Source organism: uncultured Chloroflexus sp., assembly GCF_938091255.1.
Lineage (GTDB): Bacteria > Chloroflexota > Chloroflexia > Chloroflexales > Chloroflexaceae > Chloroflexus.
In genome coordinates, this window is sequence record NZ_CALLJH010000023.1 from 38343 (window position 1) to 59051 (window position 20709).

General features: G+C 58.8%; 18 protein-coding genes. 9 read left to right on the plus strand and 9 right to left on the minus strand.

Annotated elements, in window-relative coordinates; translation table 11 throughout:
- Nucleotides 1-11: 11 nt before the first annotated feature.
- Together Q1A00_RS09010 and Q1A00_RS09015 are read left to right on the plus strand one after the other, a co-directional pair.
- Entirely contained in the window at nucleotides 12-2492 is a 2481-nt protein-coding gene (locus Q1A00_RS09010; protein WP_298402631.1) for an AAA family ATPase, read from the plus strand.
- A 105-nt stretch (nucleotides 2493-2597) separates the two neighbouring features.
- Nucleotides 2598-3674 (plus strand): GAF domain-containing protein, encoded by a 1077-nt coding sequence (locus Q1A00_RS09015; RefSeq protein ID WP_298490328.1) that lies wholly within the window; start codon nucleotides 2598-2600, stop codon nucleotides 3672-3674.
- Between the two features lie 42 nt (nucleotides 3675-3716).
- On the opposite strand, the gene Q1A00_RS09020 is transcribed toward Q1A00_RS09015, so the two are convergent.
- The 5 genes from Q1A00_RS09020 to Q1A00_RS09040 all read right to left on the minus strand — a co-directional run bounded on the left by Q1A00_RS09020 (nucleotide 3717) and on the right by Q1A00_RS09040 (nucleotide 7533).
- Nucleotides 3717-4967, minus strand: a complete 1251-nt coding sequence (locus Q1A00_RS09020; RefSeq protein WP_298402627.1) for a hypothetical protein — start codon at nucleotides 4965-4967, stop codon at nucleotides 3717-3719.
- 254 nt (nucleotides 4968-5221) lie between these two features.
- On the minus strand, nucleotides 5222-5710 hold the full coding sequence (locus Q1A00_RS09025) for a hypothetical protein (RefSeq protein WP_298402625.1): 489 nt from the start codon (nucleotides 5708-5710) through the stop codon (nucleotides 5222-5224).
- Nucleotides 5711-5733: 23 nt separating this feature from the next.
- Nucleotides 5734-6300, minus strand: a complete 567-nt coding sequence (locus Q1A00_RS09030) for a hypothetical protein (RefSeq protein ID WP_298402623.1) — start codon at nucleotides 6298-6300, stop codon at nucleotides 5734-5736.
- The gene (locus tag Q1A00_RS09035) at nucleotides 6297-6935 is read right to left on the minus strand and encodes a ribonuclease HII (protein ID WP_299756338.1); all 639 of its coding nucleotides are present in this window, start codon (nucleotides 6933-6935) and stop codon (nucleotides 6297-6299) included. Before Q1A00_RS09035 ends, Q1A00_RS09030 begins: the two co-directional genes overlap by 4 nt.
- Nucleotides 6913-7533 (minus strand): class I SAM-dependent methyltransferase, encoded by a 621-nt coding sequence (locus Q1A00_RS09040; protein WP_299756340.1) that lies wholly within the window; start codon nucleotides 7531-7533, stop codon nucleotides 6913-6915. Before Q1A00_RS09040 ends, Q1A00_RS09035 begins: the two co-directional genes overlap by 23 nt.
- Before the next feature lie 194 nt (nucleotides 7534-7727).
- Here Q1A00_RS09040 and Q1A00_RS09045 point away from each other — a divergent pair, with 194 nt between their 5' ends.
- Together Q1A00_RS09045 and Q1A00_RS09050 are read left to right on the plus strand one after the other, a co-directional pair.
- Nucleotides 7728-8930 (plus strand): aspartate aminotransferase family protein, encoded by a 1203-nt coding sequence (locus Q1A00_RS09045; protein ID WP_298402618.1) that lies wholly within the window; start codon nucleotides 7728-7730, stop codon nucleotides 8928-8930.
- Nucleotides 8931-9040: 110 nt separating this feature from the next.
- The gene (locus Q1A00_RS09050; RefSeq protein ID WP_298402616.1) at nucleotides 9041-10333 is read left to right on the plus strand and encodes an adenylosuccinate synthase; all 1293 of its coding nucleotides are present in this window, start codon (nucleotides 9041-9043) and stop codon (nucleotides 10331-10333) included.
- Between the two features lie 117 nt (nucleotides 10334-10450).
- Here the strand turns inward: Q1A00_RS09050 and Q1A00_RS09055 are convergent, their stop codons facing one another.
- Genes Q1A00_RS09055 through mltG form a run of 3 tightly spaced genes read right to left on the minus strand, consistent with a single transcriptional unit; the run spans nucleotide 10451 to nucleotide 13109 of the window.
- Nucleotides 10451-11194, minus strand: coding sequence for an A24 family peptidase (locus tag Q1A00_RS09055; protein WP_298402614.1), 744 nt, complete (start codon nucleotides 11192-11194; stop codon nucleotides 10451-10453).
- Nucleotides 11191-12048 carry a shikimate dehydrogenase gene (aroE, locus tag Q1A00_RS09060; RefSeq protein WP_298402612.1) on the minus strand — a complete coding sequence of 286 codons (858 nt, stop codon included), beginning with the start codon at nucleotides 12046-12048 and terminating at the stop codon, nucleotides 11191-11193. Before aroE ends, Q1A00_RS09055 begins: the two co-directional genes overlap by 4 nt.
- Nucleotides 12027-13109: an endolytic transglycosylase MltG gene (gene mltG / locus Q1A00_RS09065; protein ID WP_298402610.1), complete on the minus strand. Its 1083-nt coding sequence runs from the start codon at nucleotides 13107-13109 to the stop codon at nucleotides 12027-12029. Before mltG ends, aroE begins: the two co-directional genes overlap by 22 nt.
- Before the next feature lie 330 nt (nucleotides 13110-13439).
- Between mltG and thrC the strand changes: the two genes are divergently transcribed.
- The 3 genes from thrC (at nucleotide 13440) to rlmD (ending at nucleotide 17069) form a co-directional block, all read left to right on the plus strand.
- Nucleotides 13440-14768, plus strand: a complete 1329-nt coding sequence (gene thrC / locus Q1A00_RS09070) for a threonine synthase (protein WP_298402609.1) — start codon at nucleotides 13440-13442, stop codon at nucleotides 14766-14768.
- A gap of 44 nt (nucleotides 14769-14812) precedes the next feature.
- A complete protein-coding gene (locus tag Q1A00_RS09075) occupies nucleotides 14813-15808 on the plus strand; it encodes an STAS domain-containing protein (protein ID WP_298402607.1) in 996 nt (331 codons plus the stop codon).
- Between the two features lie 67 nt (nucleotides 15809-15875).
- On the plus strand, nucleotides 15876-17069 hold the full coding sequence (gene rlmD, locus Q1A00_RS09080; protein ID WP_298402605.1) for a 23S rRNA (uracil(1939)-C(5))-methyltransferase RlmD: 1194 nt from the start codon (nucleotides 15876-15878) through the stop codon (nucleotides 17067-17069).
- A gap of 62 nt (nucleotides 17070-17131) precedes the next feature.
- Here rlmD and Q1A00_RS09085 read toward each other — a convergent pair whose 3' ends face one another.
- On the minus strand, nucleotides 17132-17863 hold the full coding sequence (locus Q1A00_RS09085) for a plastocyanin/azurin family copper-binding protein (protein WP_299756347.1): 732 nt from the start codon (nucleotides 17861-17863) through the stop codon (nucleotides 17132-17134).
- 114 nt (nucleotides 17864-17977) lie between these two features.
- Here Q1A00_RS09085 and Q1A00_RS09090 point away from each other — a divergent pair, with 114 nt between their 5' ends.
- On the plus strand, nucleotides 17978-18889 hold the full coding sequence (locus Q1A00_RS09090; RefSeq protein ID WP_299756350.1) for a DMT family transporter: 912 nt from the start codon (nucleotides 17978-17980) through the stop codon (nucleotides 18887-18889).
- Nucleotides 18890-19058: 169 nt separating this feature from the next.
- On the plus strand, nucleotides 19059-20709 hold a 1651-nt coding region (locus Q1A00_RS09095; RefSeq protein WP_299756353.1), incomplete at its 3' end, for a diguanylate cyclase.

Here is a 20709-nt window from a genome sequence, read left to right on the forward strand (position 1 = left end):
GAGGGATAGCAATGAGACTAGAGCGATTTACTGAAAAGGCGCAAAGTGCCTTCCATATTGCCCAAGAGATTATGCAGGATCACCAGCATTCGCAGCTTGATGTTGAGCATCTCTTTTTGGCGATGCTCCGTCAGCGCGATGGTCTGGCGACGCGGGCGCTAGTGCGCTTGAATGTTGATCCGCAAGAGGTGGAACGGCGCATCGAGCGCGAGCTGGAAAAGCTCCCTAAGATGTTGAATTCGCACGGTATTGGTGGTCAAGTCTTCATTACGCCGCGCACGCAGCGGTTGGTTAAGCGCGCTGAAGAAGAGGCTAACCGGTTGGGCGATCAGTATGTCGGCCTTGATCATTTGCTCATCGGGTTGGCGAGCGAGCGTGATGGCCCATCAGCGCGGATCTTGCAGAGCTATCATATCGATCAGGAGCGGATCTATCAAGTGTTAATGGAGATTCGTGGCAGCCAACGCAGCGATGACCCGTCGGCTGAGAGCCGCTATGAAATTCTGACCAAGTATAGCACCGATCTGACCGAGCTGGCTCGTGAAGACAAGCTCGATCCGGTGATTGGTCGCGAAGCTGAAATTACTCGCGTCATTCGCATTCTTTCCCGCCGTACCAAGAACAACCCGGTGTTGGTTGGTGAAACCGGCGTCGGCAAGACGGCGATTGTCGAGGGATTGGCCCAACGCATTGCTCGTGGCGACGTGCCGCCGACATTGATCGATCGCAAGTTGCTGGCGCTTGATCTGGCCGGCATGGTGGCCGGATCGAAGTTCCGCGGCGAGTTTGAAGAGCGGCTGAAAGCGGTGATGGACGAGGTGCGCAATGCGAAGGGGCGGATTATCCTCTTCATTGATGAACTGCACACAGTTGTTGGCGCTGGCGCCGCGACCGGCAGCATTGATGCCTCGAATATGCTCAAGCCGGCCCTCTCGCGCGGCGAGATTCAGGTGATCGGGGCCACGACGATCGACGAGTATCGCAAACACATTGAGAAGGATGCGGCGCTTGAACGGCGCTTCTCGCCGGTGTTTGTCGAAGAGCCTGATCCGGAGACGACGGTTGAGATGCTGCGCGGCCTGCGCAAGCGCTACGAAGAGCACCATCAACTGACGATCAGCGATGAGGCGTTGCGGGCGGCGGTGCAGCTTTCGAGCCGCTATATCAACGACCGGTTTTTGCCCGATAAGGCGATTGACCTGATTGACGAAGCCAGCGCCAAGCTGCGGATTGACATCTTCTCAATGCCGCCTGAGCTGAAAGCGAAGGAAGAGGAGCTAAAGCGGCTGCAAACCGAAGAGGAAGAAGCCGGCGCGCGTCGCGACTACGAACGGGCGGCGATGCTGCGCGCGCGCTATTTGGCTCTGCAAACGGAATTTGAGACCGAGCGCAGTGAGTGGCTGGCGCGCAACAATCTCGATGAAGTGGTAGATGATGAAGATGTTGCGCAGATTGTCGCCAGTTGGACAGGGGTGCCGGTCAGCCGCATGCTCGAAACCGAGCGCGAGAAGCTGATCCACATGGAAGAACGGCTGCACGAGCGGGTAATCGGCCAGCACGAGGCGATTGTCGCCTTGAGCGACGCTATTCGCCGCGCCCGTTCTGGCCTGCGCGATCCGCGCCGCCCGATCGGCTCATTTCTGTTTGTTGGCCCGACCGGCGTCGGCAAAACCGAGCTGGCCCGCGCCTTGGCCGAGTTCATGTTTGATAGCGAAGAGGCGATGACGCGGGTCGATATGAGTGAGTACCAAGAGAAGCACACCGTCAGCCGCTTGATCGGCGCGCCGCCCGGTTATGTCGGCTATGACGAAGGCGGCCAATTGACCGAAAGTATTCGTCGCCGCCCGTATCAGGTGGTGCTCTTCGACGAAATCGAGAAGGCGCACCGCGATGTTTTCAATGCTTTGCTGCAAGTGCTCGACGATGGCCGGCTGACCGATGGCCAAGGCCGCACGGTTGATTTTCGCAATACGATCATTATCATGACGAGTAACGCCGGCACCGAGCATCTGCAAGGCGGCGGGATCGGCTTTAACGTGGGCGGTAAAGCGCACAAAGCGTTCGATCTGCGCGAGGCGCGCAAGAAGGTTGATGAGGCGCTCAAGCAGACCTTCCGACCCGAATTCCTCAACCGGATCGACGAGATTATTCTCTTCCATCCGCTCTCGATGGAAGATTTGACCAAGATCGTTGAATTGCAGATCGGCGAATTGGTTAACCGGCTACGCGAGCAGAATATTGGCTTAACATTAACTCAAGCGGCCAAGGAATATCTGGTCAACGAGGGCTACAACCCAGTCTTTGGCGCGCGCCCGTTGCGCCGTACTATCCAACGCCTGCTCGAGACGCCGATTTCGCGCGAGTTGCTGCGTGGCACGTTTGTCGCCGGTGATCAGATCGAGGTGGATGTTGAGCACGGCCAGCTCGTCTTTCATCGCGGCAGCATCCTAACGATGGCAGAGCGCCGCCCTGCCGAACCGCTTGATGCCTGAACTGTAATCTACGATGCCGGGTTTGTCATCTTATCCGGCCCGGCATCGTGGTATGATCGAGTATCAAGGATGACAGGCGTCTTGTGTTGTTGATCAGGAGTGGTTGTGACCGCATCCGATGTTGCTACTCAGTTGATTGCCTCCCAGCGCCGGGCTGCCCGTCTGCGCAATGCCTTAATGACGGTAGGCGCCTTTTTTGCTGCTGCTCGCCAATCTGACCCGTTGCCGATGTTGCGCGATCTATGCAGCGAGTGGTTGCTGGCCGACAAAGTTGAGATTATTGTTCCGGCTGGCACCGGCAGTTTGCACACACACGCGCCGACCATGTTGGTTGGGCCGATTATGATTGGCCGGCGGGTGGTAGGGCGGATTGAAGTTACTCGATCGACGCCGCCATTTGATAGCGATGACCGTGAATTGGTGACGGCATTGGGCCAGATTGTCGGTATTGTGCTAGAGCAATCGTCGTTGCAAGGCCAGCTTGACCAGTATCTCAATCAAGCCCGCGCCCATGCCGATACCCTCGATCAGTTGCTACAGTTTGGCCGGATGGTGACCAGCGCCACGGCCGATCCGCTCCATTTGGGTTTGCAATTGGCGACACAGGTGCCGGCGATGGTAGGCGGCGAACGGGCATCGTTGCTGTTGCTCCCGCTCGATAACAGCGCCGCGCCGATGTTGTTGTTGAGCAATGGCCACGTTGCCACGCCTGAGCGTGCGCGCGAGGTGCGCGAGCACGGTTTTGCCGGTTTGGTGCTACGCGAAGGGCAGCCGTTGATTATTGATGAAACTGATGCCGACCAGCGTTGGCTCTCGTTGCGAATGCGTGAGTATGATGCGCCGACGCGGTGCGCGATGGCAGCGCCGTTGCGATGGGGGCCGCGCTTGCTCGGCGCATTAACTGTGACCACGACCCAGAGTCGTCGGTTCGATAGTTCCCATCTCAATTTGTTAGAATTGGTGGCTTGCCATATCTCGCTGGCGATTTATGCGGCTGATCTCGAGACGCGCCGCAAGCAGAGTGCCAAACTCTTTAACGAGATTGAAGCGCAGATGAGCGTTGCGTTGGTCGCAGCCCGCGCTGGTAATATGCAGGCCCTTGACCAGCTCGAAATCCAACTTGCTCGCTTGCGTGAGATGCAGCAAATCCTCGCTCTGAGTATGGCTATGCCGCTGGAGTAGGGGGAAAGCACTACTCTGCCCCTACTCCGATGCCAGTAGCGTTTATTCGTCAGGATTCCCGTATTCGTTGATGTCCGCTGGGTTAGGATCAATAAAGCTGAGATTGGGCGGCGTTACGGGGTTGTTATCAAGGCCGATTTGCGGCACCGGTTGCGGATTGGCGATCGTGTCAGTGGTTTGGGTTAGAGTAAACGTGGCAATGACCAATTGCTGGCTGACCGCTCCCTGCGCCGTCAATTGGTAGAATCCGACCGGTAGCCGCTCATCGAGGAACAGTTCTACCAGAAACTGGCCGGCCACCGGATCGGCAAAGGTTGAGGGGAAACCGCGCACTGAGCTATCGGGCAGCGTCAGCCATAGATCAACCCGCTCGCCGGGGAAGAAGAGATCGCCGTTGGCGTAGAAGATCGAACGTTGTGGCGCTTCGGCACCAAATGGTACCACGACCGAAAGCCGGGCTGGGCCGCGTTGGGTGACAGGCCGCGACTTCAGCTCGAAGTGGGCAAAGACACGAAAGCCGCTGGTGTTGCCGAGCGCGGTTACCGTGTAGCGTCCCACCGGATTCTTCCCTTCAAACTGGAACGAGGTTGATACTGCTCCACTTGGCGTCGCTTGCACGACCTGCTGGCCGGGGGGGAAGTTAATGACCGTGCCATCGGGGGCGGTGAGCCAGAACGAGACCAACTCGCCACCCAAGAAATTGCGCCCGTCTACCTCGAGAATTTGCCCTTGCAGCAGGACATTTGTATCTTGCCCGTTCAAGGTTGCCCGCAGCGTGGCGTTGCCGGTCGGGCCGGGGCGCCCGCCGGGAATAACGACGAAGAAGGCTGAGGCTGTGTGAGCGCCACCCACACCCAGCCCCCGCCCGGTGAGGCGATAACAACCGTAGGGCCATGTGCCCGGAATGGTAATGTTGAGCGAGAGTTGGCCGGCGTTGTTGGTAAAGCGGGCAAATTGCACGTTAGTGGGCATATCGATCACACCGTCGAGGAATTGAGCGGCACTGACCGTAAAAATGCGCCCATCAGGGAAGGTGATATCAACCTCAATGGGTTCCGGCCCAAACGGCGGTTCGAGCACGCGGTAGTAGTCGAACCGCGCGAGCAAGGTCTGGGTTTGGAAGATAGCCGGCGCCGGAGCGCCGGTTGCGGCGCATTGGGCTTGCCCTTGCGGTGTAAAGATTTCGACGCTGGCGCGTGATGCAGCAGCGCCGTAGGTGAAACAGGCAAGTACAAGGGCGAGGGCCGTGCCGAAACCGATAGCGAACAGTGAACGCAACGAAAGGCGTCTCATAGTTTCCCCCCCTGTCTTGTTTTGAACCTGAGACACACCTGATAGGACAATGAAACTGTACGCCTGATTGCGTTCAACGAACAATCTGCATAGATTACACGATTGTTACAGAGGATGTATCGTTGGAAAGCGCTTGACCAATGCAGGTAGGAAAATGGGTGTGGAGGAAAGACGATTGTGGTGTGAGAGGTGTTAATAATAGCGAACGACAGCTATACAGCGGGGCGATCGATGCCATCGCCCCGTCGCCATTATCACTCTTGTTCAGAGCGTTGTAATTCTTCGACCCGCTGCAACTGCACGTACAGCGGCGGCACGCCGAACAGCGCCCGTTCCCAATCGGTCACCTGTGGATTGACTTCACCCAGCGACCAACGCCCGCCCATGCGGATGATCTGGGTGCCGAAGTGTTGTGGCCGGCCCAATTCGATCAACAACCGATCCCATGCCATCGCGCGCAACGTCCATGCGCGTTCGTCACCTAATTCGGTGGCGCGACGGGCAAACCGGTGGGCATGGTGAAAATCGGCCACCGATTCGCCGCAGATCATCACTAAACCGGCGAGGAAGCAGGCGCGATCGTCGGTGATGAAACCTTGCGCTTCGAGTTCGAGCACGCGATCGCAACGCCGGCGGCGCTCGGCTGAGGTGGCACCTTTCGATTGGCTGTCAATGGCTTCGCTCGCCAGCCGGCTCAGTTCGGTCAGCGGATCTTCCGGGGTTAGCTCGTCATCCGGATCCATTTAATACACTCCTTCCGGTTTATTCAATCGTTGGGCAGCGCGGAAGTTGTGGTGGCATGCGTATCATGATCAGTGTACCACATTCTCTTGTTTGCGCACTGCCGGCAGAGCGCGACCCACTGCATGCGCTGATCGGGGAAGCGGGGCCGGCGGTACACCTCAATCTGTTGCCGGTTACCGCAGCGCGCGCAGCGTCCGCCAGCCCGCCAATACGCTGCCCAGATCAGCGGCAGAGGCAGGTGATCGAGCAAGAGATGGAAAGCGACGCCAATGGCGAATGGACGGAACCATGGGTAACGCTGCGCCAGCCTCCACAGCGGCGGCAAGACGAAGAGCGGCTGGTGCAGCCACGAGCGCAGCGAGCCATAGCGGGGCCGGTTGTCATGGGGACGAATGAACTGGTTGCGATAGCGGTTGTACAGCAGCGCACCGCTGATGCTCCAATCACCGGTGCGGCAGACGTATAGGGCGAGGTGATCGAGATCGATCAGCACACCGCCGGCGATCAAGAGCGCAGCGGCGACCGGTTGGCGCGCGTACAAGCTGGCAGCCAGCACGCTTGAATAAAGGAGATGTTCACGGAGATTCATGCGGGTTCCAACTGCTCGAGTGACTCTATCACCGGCTGGAAGGTATAGCGATGGATGGGTGATGGGCCATAGTGCGCCAAAGCGCGGCGATGCGTGGCAGTGCCGTACCCTTTATGCACGGCAAAGCCATAGGCCGGGTAACAGCGATCAGCAGTGCGCATCAACTGGTCGCGGGTGACTTTGGCGATGATCGAGGCGGCGGCAATCGAGAGCGAACGGGCATCGCCGCGCACCAACGATTCTTGGGGCAGGCGAAGGCCGGGGAGATGTTCGGCGTCGATCAACAGCGCATCAACTGGGCAGGGCAACGCGAGCAGCGCCTGAGTCATCGCAAGGCGGGTAGCGGGCAGAATGCCGTAAGCGTCGATGAGGAAGGCCGGCACGATACCGATGCCGATGCCTTGGGCGTAGGTTTGGACGGTGGCAAACGCGCGTTCGCGGGCTATGGCGCTCAGTTGTTTCGAGTCGTTGACTGCTGCCAAGAGGTGCGGCTGTTCGTAAACGATTGGCGCTAATACCACTGCGGCGGCCACCACCGGCCCAGCCCAACAGCCACGTCCGGCCTCGTCAATCCCGGCCAGCGTCGAATAGCCGCGTGCGCGCAGGGTCTGTTCAATGCTCAGATCCGGACTCATGCGGCCTCCCGGTCATCACGAGGACACTGCTATGACCAATTGTCACGCGCTGCACGCGCATGCGAAAATCGCCAAATGAGATGCTCTCTGGCAGATCGGGCGGGTTGCGTCCCAGCCAGATCAGGCGATAGATTGCATCGATCAATTGCCCATAGCTCCCTTCCAGCCGCCCGCCATCAACAATAACCAATTGGCCGTCCGGCGCCAGTACCCGCCGTATTTCAGCATGGGTGACCGGATCAAGAATATATTCGGCGGGGAAGGTGGCGCAGACCGTATCAAAACTGGTATCGGCAAACGGCAGGCGGCGGGCATCGGCGCGCACGAGCCGGTTGGTAAAACGCGCAGCGCGACGCAGCATGGCGGGTGAGGCGTCGAGACCGGCGACGGCGGGCCGTTCTGCCAAGGCCCGTTGGAGATAACCGGGGCCACAGCCGAGTTCCAGCACGCGCCCGCGCAGCGCAGGCAACGCGGCCAGCACCCAACGCTGCCAGTAGCCGCCCGAAACGAGCCATGCGATCAGATCGTAACTCCATGCAAATTCGTGGTAGAGTCGCTGGAAGAGCCAGCGGATGAGGCGCTGGTAAAATGAGATCATAGGATGCGTACTCGAGCGGCGCAAAGTTTAAGCAGGCGGCAAATCCACTGCCGCACTCCACAAGCGGCTGCTATCGTTATACCATAATCTCAGTTCCGCACGGCGGTGCATGTCAAGCTATGCCGCCCCTTCCGCCCGCCGGTGGTATAATTGCGCGTGAGAGGGTTCGCACATCGCGTTGGAAAGGACGAACTATGATCGGCGAGAGCGCCGCAGACCTAATTCAGGCCGATCACAACTATCTGTTGCAGAGTTATGTGCGCGCCGATTTCGTTATCGAACGCGGCGAGGGTGTTTATCTCTACGACAGCGAGGGCCAGCGTTATCTCGATTTTGTGGCCGGTATTGCCGTCAATGCGCTAGGGTACGGCGATCGCGATGTGCTCAACGCGATCAACGAGCAGGCGGCGCGTTTGATCCACGTTTCTAACCTCTACCATACTCGCCCGGCGGTCGAATTAGCTGCGCTGCTGGTGCAGAGCAGTCCGGCGTTCAACAAGGCATTCTTCTGCAACAGCGGCGCCGAGGCGATTGAGGGGGCGATAAAGTTTGCCCGCCGCTATGCGCGCGCCCATTTTGGTGAAGGCAAAACGACGATTGTCGCGTTTGACGGCAGCTTCCACGGGCGCACCATGGGAGCGGTGGCGATTACGGCCCGCGAGAAGTACCGCGAGCCATTCATGCCGGTGATGCCGGGAGTGCGCTTCGCCCGCTATAACGATCGCGCGTCGTTGGCTTCGACGATGGGGCACGATGTCTGCGCAGTCGTGCTCGAGCCGGTGCAAGGCGAAGGAGGCCTGCGCGCCGCCGAGGCTGACTTTGTGCGCGGCGCGCGCGAGCTGTGCCGGCAGTATGGTGCCTTGCTTATCTTCGATGAGATTCAGTGCGGGATGGGTCGCACCGGCACGGTTTGGGCCCACGAACAGCTTGGCGTGCAACCGGACATCATGACGGTGGCCAAACCGCTGGCCGGCGGCCTGCCGATCGGTGCGATCCTGATGGGTCAACACGTGGCCGATGCGATTCAGCCCGGCGACCATGGCACAACCTTCGGCGGCAATCCGTTGGCGACCGCAGTGGGTGCGACGGTCTTCCGCAAGATTAGCGATCCGGCTTTTCTTGCCCACGTACAGCAGGTCAGCAATTATCTCGATGAGGCGTTACAGGATTTGGCCGCCGAGCACCCCGATATGGTGCTTGAATTGCGCGGGCGGGGGTTGATGCGCGGCGTGCGGATTGCCGGATCGGCGGGCGCGGTGCGCGAAGCGGCCCATCGCTATGGGTTGTTGGTGGCGACAGCAGGGGAAGACGTGATCCGGCTCTTGCCGCCGTTAATTATCGAACCGCAGCACGTTGATGAAGCGATTGCCGGTCTGCGCGCAGCGTTGCGGGTGTGAGCGCGCGGCTGAACGTAGCGAGGCGGAACGGCGGGGGATAGAAAGCCGGTGGCATTGGTGCAGCGAGAATAGACCGGCGTGAGCTGTGCAATCCAACAGGGAGAATAACAATGCCTGTGCTTGCCTTAATCGGCGCTCAGTGGGGTGATGAGGGCAAAGGTCATCTGGTTGATCTATTAGCCGCTCGCGCCCGGTTGGTGATTCGCTACGGCGGCGGCAATAACGCCGGCCATACCGTGGTCAACCATCTGGGCACGTTTAAATTACATTTGGTTCCCTCTGGCATCTTCGATCCGGGGATTGTGAATGTGATTGGCCCCGGCGTGGTGATTAATCCTGAGGTGCTGATTAAAGAGATTGAAGAACTCGAGGCGCGGGGCGTTTCGACCGCCAAGCTATTCGTCAGCGATCGCGCTCACGTGATTATGCCTTATCACATTCAGCTCGATCAGTTGCAGGAAGAGGCGCGGGGCGAGGGGCGGATCGGCACCACCGGGCGCGGGATTGGGCCGGCTTATGCCGATAAGATGAGCCGTTCCGGCATCAGGATGGGCGATTTGTTGCACGAAGAGACGTTGCTCAACCGGTTGCGTACCGTGCTTGAAGAGAAGAACCGGATCTTGACCAAGCTCTACAATGCCCGCCCGCTCTCGCTACACGATACCTACTTGACCTATCTCGAGTATGGCCGGCGCTTAGTAGACCATATTACCGATGTGCATCCCATCATTCACCGGGCGCTTGACAAAGATTTGCCGGTGTTGTTGGAAGGGGCACAAGGCGCATTACTCGATATTGATCACGGCACCTACCCCTTCGTGACCTCCTCGCCTCCCGGTGCTGCCGGCGCGTGCCAAGGCAGCGGCATTGGCCCTACTCGGATCAATTCGGTGCTTGGAGTGGTGAAGGCCTATACTACGCGCGTCGGTGAAGGGCCGTTCCCGACCGAAGTTGATGGGCCGGTGGCCGATGCGCTGCGCCAAATTGGCACGCCGTGGGCCGAGGTTGGCACGACCACTGGCCGGTTGCGCCGGGTGGGTTGGTTTGACGCGGTCATGGCCCGTTATGCGGCGCAAGTGAACGGGATTGACACCTTGGCGATTACGAAACTTGATGTGCTGGATGGGATCGAGACGCTAAAAGTATGTACTGGCTATAAACTGAATGACGCGGTGCTCGAGTATCCACCGACCACAACCGCCATTTTGGCGCAGGTCGAGCCGGTGTATGAAGAGCTGCCGGGTTGGATGGAATCAACGCGCCACGTGCGCCGGTTTGCCGATTTGCCCGATGCAGCGCAGACCTATGTGGCCCGCATCTGCCAATTGGTTGGCGCGCGGCTGGGGATTGTGTCGGTCGGCCCCGAACGTGATCAGACGATCATGGTGGCGGATGTGTTTTGATGAGGGGCGATTCCTCGCCCAATGCGAGGCAGAGGGAGTGCGGCAGGTTGCCTGCCGCATTCGTTCTTGGCTGTTGCAATGCGGCGCGTGTAAAACCCGTATCGCGCAGCGCCCCGTTTATGGCGACAAGTAGCCGCCAAGGGCCACGTAGATCAACACCCCAAGACAGAGGTATGCGCCGTAGGGCAGGTATTCCGGCGTCGTGCGACCAAGCCGGCGGGCAATCAGGATGCCGGCGGCGACCAAGCCGGCCATAAAGATGCCGTAGATGAGGGCTGGGCCGAGGTGGCGCAAACCGAGCGCTGCACCAATAAAGATAGCGAGATAGACATCGCCTAACCCAAACGGGGCCGATTTGCTAGGGAACAGCACCAGCGCCAGCAAGTAGAGAAACAGGAACCCTACCCCGCCGATCAACCCGCCCAAGAGCAATTCGCGCCAGCCGGCTCCTACTAATGACCCCCAGATAAAGGCGATCAGCGCCCCTCCCAGAATGACAACGGTGTAGATCCAGCGGTAGAGCCAATCAACCACGCCGGTGACGATCAAGACCGCGCCGACAAAGGCCAGATACGGGAAGAGCGGGCCAAATCCGTAGAGGTCGTACAACCGCCACAACCAGATGGCGCTGCCGATTTCGACCAACGGGTAGATGATCGGCAGTGGGCGACCATCGGCGGCCTTACCGCGTTGTAAGACCCACCCCAGCACTGGCAGCAACTGCCACCATTGCAGCGGTTGGCCGGTGCGAATGCAGCGCGGCCAGCCGAGCAGGCGTTGCTCGCGGGGCAGGCGGATAATCAGCACATTCAGCAAACTTCCCAGCACTAGACCAATACCGATGACGAGCAGACTGATCATGGCCCGTGCTCCACCCCAAACGCGGCTTGCCACATGATCTTGCGCGGTGCTGGGCGGCCCGTCCAGCGTTCAAAGGCGAGGGCTCCCTGTTCAACCAACATCCCGCGGCCATCGCGCACCCGCGCGCCGCGCGCGGCGGCAGCGCGCAAAAGGGTTGTCTCGCGGTAGACCATATCGTAGACCAGACAATGCGGGCCAACCGGCGGATCAGGCAGCGGGGTTTCGTCATCGTGCCAACCCAAGGAGGTGGCGTTGATCAGCAGTGTACAGGCGGCGATAGCCTCGGCGACGACCGGATCGGCCAGCGCCAACGCCCGCGCGCGCAGCGCCGGTTGGTTAGCGGCGGCAGCGGCGGCGAGATCAACCGCGCGCATCAAGCTGCGGTTGATGATCGTGAGACCAGCGACGCCAGCATCGGCTAGCGCGAAAGCGGCGGCGCGCGCCGCCCCCGACGCGCCAAGAATAACTACCTCTTGACCGGTGGGCGACCATTCAGCGGTGGCCAGATCGGCCAACAATCCCGGCGCATCGGTATTGGTTCCTAGCAGCCGGCCATCGGATTGGCGCACGATGGTATTGACGGCGCCGATGCGGGCCGCCAGCGGATCAAGCTCATCGAGTAGCGGCATTACCGCCTGCTTGTGCGGCAAGGTGACATTTGCCCCAAGGAACTGTGCTTGGCGCAGCTCGGCGATACGGGCTGGCAAGTCGGCGGCAGTCGTCTGCACGGCGCGGTAGCGGGCAGCTATGCCGAGCGCCGCCAGTGCTGCGTTGTGCATCGCTGGCGAACGGGAATGGGCCACCGGATCACCGATCAAGATAATCTCTGCCGTTAGGGTCGATTCTGTTGGCACGCCAACCACTCCGCTTCGTAGACGCGAAACTCTTCGATGGTCGTCGCGAACTTATGCGAACCGTCGCGTTCGCAACTTGCGACAAAGAACAGATACGGCGATGTCTCATCCGGTTGGGCCGCTGCGGTGAGGGCGGCAAGGCCGGGGGCAGCGATTGGACCCGGCGGCAGGCCCGGCGTGATGCGGGTATTATACGGGCTTTGGATGGCCAAATCGGTCACGGTTAAGTTGCGCTTCCACCATGTGCCTTCAGTGGCGTCATAGCCGATGGCATACTGGACGGTAGCGTCAGCGCCGAGCAAGCCGCCGCCGAACGTTGGGGCATACTGGGGCTTGAGCCGGTTCCAGAAGACAGCGCTGATTTGAGGCATCTCGCTGAGCAACGCCGCTTCACGTTGAATAATCGAAGCCATGGTCACAATCTGATGCACTGTTACCCCCGGCACGCGCACCGAGCGCTCGATGGTGCTGTACTGCTCAACGAAGCGATCGAGCAGCTTGCGCACAATGGTCTCGGCATCAGCCGAAGGGGCGAAGCGATAGGTGTCGGGGAAAAGATAACCTTCGAGCGTTGCGCCCGCCGGCAAGCTATTGAGCAAGAAATAATCGGCGCGGAAGCGGTCGCCATCGCGCGCTACGGCCAAAAATTCGCTCTCGCTGACCAGACCGGCGGCGGCGATGATGCTAGCAATCTCTTCGAGACGGAGACCTTCAGGGATCGTAATCTGAATATCGTTGACGACGCGCCCGCTCTGCAAGACGATCAGAATCTCGCTCATCGTCATTGCCGGGCTTAGCACATAGCGCCCGGCCTGTATCTGTTGATCGAGACCGCGCCAACGCACCAGCGCCCGAAACAAGGCCGGTTGGCGGATCAGGCCAGCCTCGCCGAGCCGGGTGGCGATATCGTTGGCCGTTTCGCCGGGGGCGACCACAAACTCAACCGGAGTGCCGGATGTTGCCGGCGTCGCGCGCAATTCGCTGAGGAAGATGTAACCGGCGCAGGAAACCACCAACGCCAGCAGCGAAAGGCCGAGTAACAGTGCGCGGACATGCCGCATTGCGCTAACCTCCCTTGCGCCGCAGGGGCGCAGTCAACCATGCTAAAGATATAGGGTCATTATAGCGTATGAGCGGTACGGTTGAACGACAAGCAACACCCCGCGCGTAGGGGCACACAAGCGCGTCAGTTTGCTGAAGCTTTTCAATCTCCGGCAACACCCCGCGCGTAGGGGCACACAGCAGTATGCCCTACCCCCGCCGCATGGCGGCCCAACCCATTCGATGGTATGATAAACACTTGTAAGAACAACCTAATATCGGCCGAGCGAACTAAGGATACCTCACGCTGCCTAATTTCAGGCAAACGCAGCATGCAGGAGTGAAGCGCAATGTATCACGCATGGTTTGCCGCCCAAGACGATCCTAACGAGCGGTACCCGCTGACGGAGGTGGTGTATTACAGCCGGTCAGGCGGGTTGTTAGAGGTGCAGCATGATATGGCTGCGCTGGCCCAACGTAGCCCGGAAGAGTGGAAACGACTGTTTGATGAGCGTTGGATGCGAACCACGTGGCCGTATGGCAGTGGCGTGTGGGGGAAGAAAGAGTGGGTTTGTCCGATTGTCTCTGACGACAACGTGGTCAGTATGTTTGAAGGCGGCACCAATCTCTTTTGGGCCGAGCGCTTTGGGCGCGAGATCGGGCTTGAAGATCTCTGGATCAAGATGTGCGGCAATTCACACACCGGCTCGTTCAAAGATCTCGGTATGACCGTGCTGGTCAGCGTGGTCAAGCAAATGATCAGCGAGGGCAAACCGATCCGGGCAATTGCTTGTGCTTCAACGGGTGATACTTCTGCGGCACTAGCAGCGTATGGCGCGGCAGCCGGCATTCCGACAATCGTGTTCTTGCCGAAAGGCAAAGTGAGTATTGCCCAGTTGGTGCAACCGGTTGCACATGGTGCCCTCGTGCTGGCGCTCGATACCGATTTTGATGGCTGTATGCGCATTGTGCGTGAAATTACCGCCAACCCCGATAATGGCATCTACTTGGCCAATTCACTTAATTCTCTGCGGGTCGAGGGCCAAAAGACAGTTGGGATCGAGATTGTGCAGCAGTTTGATTGGGAAGTGCCGGATTGGATTATCATTCCCGGCGGCAACCTCGGCAACACCTTTGCGCTCGGCAAGGGTCTGTTGATGATGTACGAACTCGGTCTGATCAACCGGTTGCCGCGGATAGTGACGGCACAGGCAGCCAACGCCAATCCATTGTACCGGTCATACCTCACCGGGTTTCGCGAGTACGAACCGGTGAAGGCCCAACCTACGGCGGCGAGCGCCATTCAGATTGGCGATCCGGTGAGTATTAATCGCGCGATTAGCATTCTGCGCCGCTTTAATGGGATTGTCGAGCAGGCAACCGAGCAAGAATTGGCCGACGCTGCTGCGCGGGCTGATCGCACCGGTGCGTATGCCTGCCCGCATACTGGCGTGGCCCTTGCTGCGTTGATCAAACTCGTACAGCGCGGTGAAATCGAACGGGGGGATCGTGTCGTAGTGATTTCTACGGCGCACGGGTTGAAGTTTAGTCGCTTTAAAGTCGAGTATCATGAAGGGACATTGCGCGATGTGGTCGGCCAATATACCAACCCGCCCATCGAATTGCCGCCCGACGTTGATGCTGTGCGCCGTGCCATTGCGCAGCGGTTTGGTGATTAGTACCAACTAGTACGTAGAAGATTCTTGCAAACTACGGAGGGCCTGTGCGAGTCGACCAACGAAGTTTAGCCCTCGTCCTTATGGGCGGTATGGCGGGCTACACGCTAGTACGCGGGTTGCTGAACATCGTGTTTGGTGATCCATTAACAACGATTATTCTCACCCTCATCGTTTCGGCAATCTTCTGGATAGCTACATGGCTTTACTGGCGCGGTTGGGAAGGGGCACGGATGTTTGCCACAAGCGGTGTGGCACTGGTGGTAGCCTTTGGCCTGCCACTAGAGGGGCAGACAATCGTGCTCTTCACGCCGTTAGCGTTTGCCATTGCGATTACGAATACGCAGTGGGTGGCCGGGATTGGGTTGGCGATGATTGCCATCTTGCTCGGTCGCGATGTATTGGCCGATGGTCGATTTGATAGCGTCTACGCGGATGTTGGCGTATTAGCAAGCTATATTGTGCAGGTAGTTGCCTTTGCGGCTGCTCGGCTTGCGCTCGATACGGCTCGGATTGAGGCTGAACGGAATGCGGCCCAAGCTGAAGCGGCACGGGCTGAAATTGCCGAGCGTGCAGCAGCGATCGAGCAGCAGCGTCACGAGTTAGCCGAGCAGAATCAGCGTCAGCAAGAGCTGCTCGAACTGGTGAGCCAGCTTGAGACACCGGCAGTGCGGATTGCCGATGGCGTCTTGCTCGTCCCGCTTGTGGGCGGGATCGATAGCCAACGGGCGGGCAAGATTACCAGACGGTTATTGGAACTCGTTTACGAACGGCGGGTTAATTTGGTTATTCTCGACGTAGCTGGCGTACCATTGATCGACACAGCAGTTGCTAATGCGTTAACTCAAACAGTGCGCTCATTGCGTTTGCTGGGTTGTCGAGTAACGCTGACCGGTATTTCGTCGCAGGTGGCGTTAACCTTGACGCACATTGGGATTGAGTTGCATGAGCTGGAAGTGGCGGCATCGCCGCAAGAGGCGTTGCAGCGTTGGCTAAGCGAGCAGAACACGCTGGCCCGCAATCAGCGTTATGGGTTGAATTGATACGGCCAAGACGAGTGGCTATGGTGAAACGAAGGTTAGCAGCGCCGCTGGAATGTGAGCATCTGCTATGACATTTACCAGTAAGACGCTGCGCAAGGCGATCGTTAATCGGGTATTAGCCGGGCAGCCAACGCCGCCATTATGCCCGCATGCGCGGGAATGTGGCGGGTGCGCGTTTCAGGATCGGGCATACGCCGATCAGGTAGCAGCGAAAGCTGCCGTCTTACGCGAACTGTACGAGAGCGGCGGGATCAGCGTTGATGGGTTTGAGGTTGTTCCCTCGCCGGACCCGTTTGCCTACCGCACCCGGATGGATTACGTCGCCACGAAGGGGCGATTTGGCTTGCGAGCGCGCGGCAAGTTTAATTACATTATCGAACTCACAACGTGCCACCTGATACCGCCGATGGCGTTTGCGGCGGCGCAAGCGGTATGGCGGCGGGCCAGCGAGTTAGGTGTGCCCGATTACGACATCCGTGCCCATACCGGCTTTTTGCGCTATGTGGTGGTGCGGCGCAGCCCAAATGACGAATTGCTGATCGCAGCGGTAACGGCTGGCGGCGGTGATGAAGCAACGATGGCTGCGCTGGCGGAGACGGCACTGGCCCAGCCGGGGGTGGTAGGCTTTCACTGGTTGGTCAACGACACGCTGACCGATCTCTCATTCGGCGAGCCGTACTGGCATTGGGGCGCAGCCGATCTGACGATGCGCATTGGCGAGATGGTCTGTTTCGTCGGCCCCAATACCTTCTTTCAAAACAATGTTTATTTAGCGGATCGGTTAATCAGCGATGCGGTCAGCGCAGCGGCAGTTGAGCCAACAATGCGGACTGCCGATCTGTATGGAGGCGTTGGCGCAATTGGGTTGCATCTGGCCCGGCGCGTTGCCAGCGTCGATGGCGTTGAAGCAGTGGCGGACAGCGTCGCACGTGCGCAGCGCAATGCGATCGCCAATGGTGTTGCCAACTTCAACCCGATCTGCGCCGATACGTTGGAGTACTTGCGCGCGCAGCCGGCGGGAAGTTTGCCGGTAATCGTCGCCGATCCGCCGCGTACCGGTCTAGGGCCGCAGGTTTGCCATGAACTGCTGCGGATCGGGCCGCAGCGGATTGTCTATGTGTCGTGCAACCCGCTCACTCAGCTTGTCGATTTGCAGCTACTACAGACCGCATATCGAGTAACGAGCCTGCGGGGATACGATATGTTTCCCCACACACCGCACGTTGAGACGATTGCCGTGTTAGAACGGTGTGCTGAGTGACAAAAAAGATAACGCCAATAGTGCTACTGCACTACTGGCGTTGCGATCAAGCCACTAACCGGTCACTGAGTAACCGTCAGCGTGCCCTTCATACCAGCTAGATAGTGACCGGGGAAGGTGCAAATGTAGAGATAGGTGCCGGGGGGGGGCGTGCGGAAGGTTACGCTGCCGGTTTGACCAGCATTGAGCATCGGCGTCCATGCTAAGGCGCCGGGCGTATCGGGCGGCGGCACAAAGAGGGCATCAGCGTTTGCCTGCGCAGCGTTGTTCACGGCGGCGGCCACATCATCACCGCCATTGACCAGTACCCAGTTGTGCTGGACGCCAAGGTTGTTTTGGTTGACGAAATTGAGCTTAACGACGGTGTTTGCAGGGGCAGTTAGAGAAGTCTGGACGAATGCCAAAGCATTCGGATCAGCCTGAATCTCGATAGTTTGCGCCGGGGTTTCGTTCACTACGTTAGTGCCACCAGCGGCGTTGGTAGCTTGCGCAGCCGGGGCTTTGGTCGGCTGGGTAGCGGCTGGCGCCGCAGTAGGACGGGGAGTAGCGGTGGGGCGCGGCGTTGCGGTGGGACGGGGACCGGCGGCGACAAAACTGCCCTGATTGACGTTGAAGGCGATCATAATGATTAGCGCAATGAAACCAAGCCCAAACGCCAACCCGATCATCACACTCAGGGGTGGTCCGCCGGCGCTGCCACCCGAGAAGCTTGAGCCGCCATTGCCGCTGCTGCGGCCACTACTACTGCTGCTGCGCGAACGAAAACTACTCGATCCAGAACCTCGCCAACTCATCTGGAACCTCCTCGTCATTCGGCCTGATATCGTGATATTCGGCACAGACCATAGTTTAGCATAAAATGAGAACCTGATGAACATGGGTGTTATACTGAAAGAAAACAACTCTGCATGAAGAGCCACATTGCCGTTTCTACCCATCTCGCGACGATTGCTCCGTTCCTTTTTGTGCTGCTCTGGAGCACCGGATTTATAGGGGCACGTTTTGGGTTACCGCACATCGAACCGTTCACCTTCCTCAGCATCCGCTTTGTCCTCGTATTAATCATTCTGGGCGGCTTGACCGTGATGTTTCAGCAGCCATGGCTCGCGCAAGCTAGCGCCTACGGTCACAGCGCAATCGTTGGGATTCTGCTCCATAGTGGCTATTTGGGCGGGGTCTTTTTTGCGATTGATGGCGGCATGCCGGCGGGTCTCACAGCGCTTATCGTTAGTTTGCAGCCGATTTTGACCGCACTGATCAGCCAGTGGGCGCTCGGCGAGCAGATCGCATGGCGGCAATGGTTCGGGTTAGCGCTTGGGCTGATTGGCGTTGCGGCAGTCGTGAGTGATAAACTGATGGTAGCCGGGCCGCCGCTGGTTACGCCGGTAACGCTGACAGCGGCGATTATCGCCTTGCTGGCCACTACTGCCGGCACCCTTTACCAAAAACGGTTTGGCGCCGGATTGCCGCTGCTGAGCGGCACGTGGGCGCAATATCTGGGGGCGTTGCTAGTGACGGCGCCATTAGCGCTGCTGTTTGAGAAACAGGTGATTGATTGGCAACCGGCCCTGATCGGAGCGTTGCTGTGGTTGACGCTAGTTTTATCAATTGGGGCAATTCTCCTCTTGATGCTATTGATACGAGCGCGAACGGCGGCGCGCGTATCAAGCCTCTTTTATCTGGTGCCACCGGCAACCGCAGTCGAAGCGTGGTTCTTATTTGGCGAGCGGCTGGGCTGGCTAGCCGTTGGCGGATTGGTCATCGCTTCAGTTGGGGTTGCGCTAGTGGTAATAGCGCCGCCGGCGCCTAGCAGCCGGTAGAGTAGGGCGTCAACAAAAGTTGTCAGGATTTCTTAATCCGAATTACTCGATTCGATCCACCGTAGTTCATCGGAAAAGCATTCAATCGAGTATGATAATACCTAACCGATGGATCGTCTGATGGCGCGTGAACCCGCTGAATCAGACGGATGAGGGAGCGTGAGATGGTATGAAGGCAAATCCTGATGAGGCGCACTCCCTCTTCACAGATCTCCAACACCAGTATCTGGCCCAGATCGAGGCAAAGCTCAGGCAGATTGAAGCAATTTGGGCGCGATGGCAATCTGGTGAGTTGCAGACGGACGATCTGCGAGAGTTACAGCGGATTGCGCACAATTTGGCCGGTTCAGGGGCGACATTCGGTCTTGCAGCGGTCAGTGATGCTGCGCGTGCCCTTGATGTCGCCCTTCAGCCGGTAATTCGCCGGGCTGATACAGATGAGGCAGCAGTGAGTCTGGCTTCGCTAGTGGAAAACCTGCTTGATGTGATGCGCAATAGCGGCGCACCAGTGCCGCAACCGCTCAGCCGTGGTCAGCCGGCGGCAGCCACGACGCTAATTTATCTGGCCGGGCGCAATCAAGACGAGACGGAAGAATTAGCGCGCCAAATCGCTTATTTCGGTTATACCACGGCCCAGTTTCGCAGCAGCGCCGAACTGTTAGCGGCAGTCGAGCGCCAGATGCCGAACGTGCTCATACTCGATCTTGATCTGCAAGAAGGGGAACAAAGCGGTATTGCTGCGGCTGCCTTCTTGCATGATCGGTACGGTCAGGCATTGCCGATGTTCTTTACCGCCAGTTCATCAGATTTTACTTTGCGTCTCGCTGCGGTGCGCGCCGGCGGGCGCGGTTATTTCACGCGGCCGATTGATGTTGGGCTGCTCATTGATCAGATCGATCAGATGACACAGCGGGTGAATACCGAGCCGTACACCGTACTCATCGTTGATGATTCGGCATTGATGGCGGAGGTGTATGCGTTGGCGTTGCGGGCGGCTGGGATGCGGGTGGTGACCACAACCGATCCGCTGGAAGCACCAATGTTATTGGCCGAACAGCCGCCTGATCTCATCTTGCTTGATGTCTATATGCCCGGCTGTAACGGGCAGGAATTAGCAGCGGTCATTCGCCAGCAGCCAGAGTATCACAGCATACCGATAGTATTCCTATCGGGAGAAACCGATCGCTCGGCGCAGTTGGCGGCGCTAGCGCAAGGTGGCGACGATTTTCTAACGAAACCTATCAATTTAGAGCATCTGGTGGCCGCAATCAGTTCGCGCATTCAGCGAGCGCGGGCGATGCGCAGTTTGATGGTACGCGATAGCCTGACCGGGTTGTTCAATCACAGCGTCACCCAAGACTTACTGATCCGTGAGGTGGCGCGCGCACGGCGGAGCAACCAGCCGTTGTCGGTTGCGTTGATCGATATTGACCATTTCAAGCGTGTCAATGATCAGTATGGCCATCGATCCGGCGATCGAGTTTTGAAGAGCTTAGCCCGGCTGTTACGGCAGCGGCTGCGCGCGAGCGACCTGATCGGTCGTTATGGAGGGGAAGAGTTTTTGATCGTGATGCCGGAAACGCGCGCAGCGAGTGCGGCCATGGTGGTTGACAGCCTGCGCGAGCGGTTTGCCCATATCGAGCATCAGCGCGAGGGAGCACCGTTACGGGTGACGTTTTCAGCCGGCGTTGCTGAATGGGCGCATGGGATTGAAGCCAGCGGCTTGATCGAAAAAGCCGATGCGGCCCTCTATCAAGCCAAGCGGCTCGGCCGCAATCAAGTTTTGATCGCCGATGCGCAGATTGGGCAGCCGCCGCAGC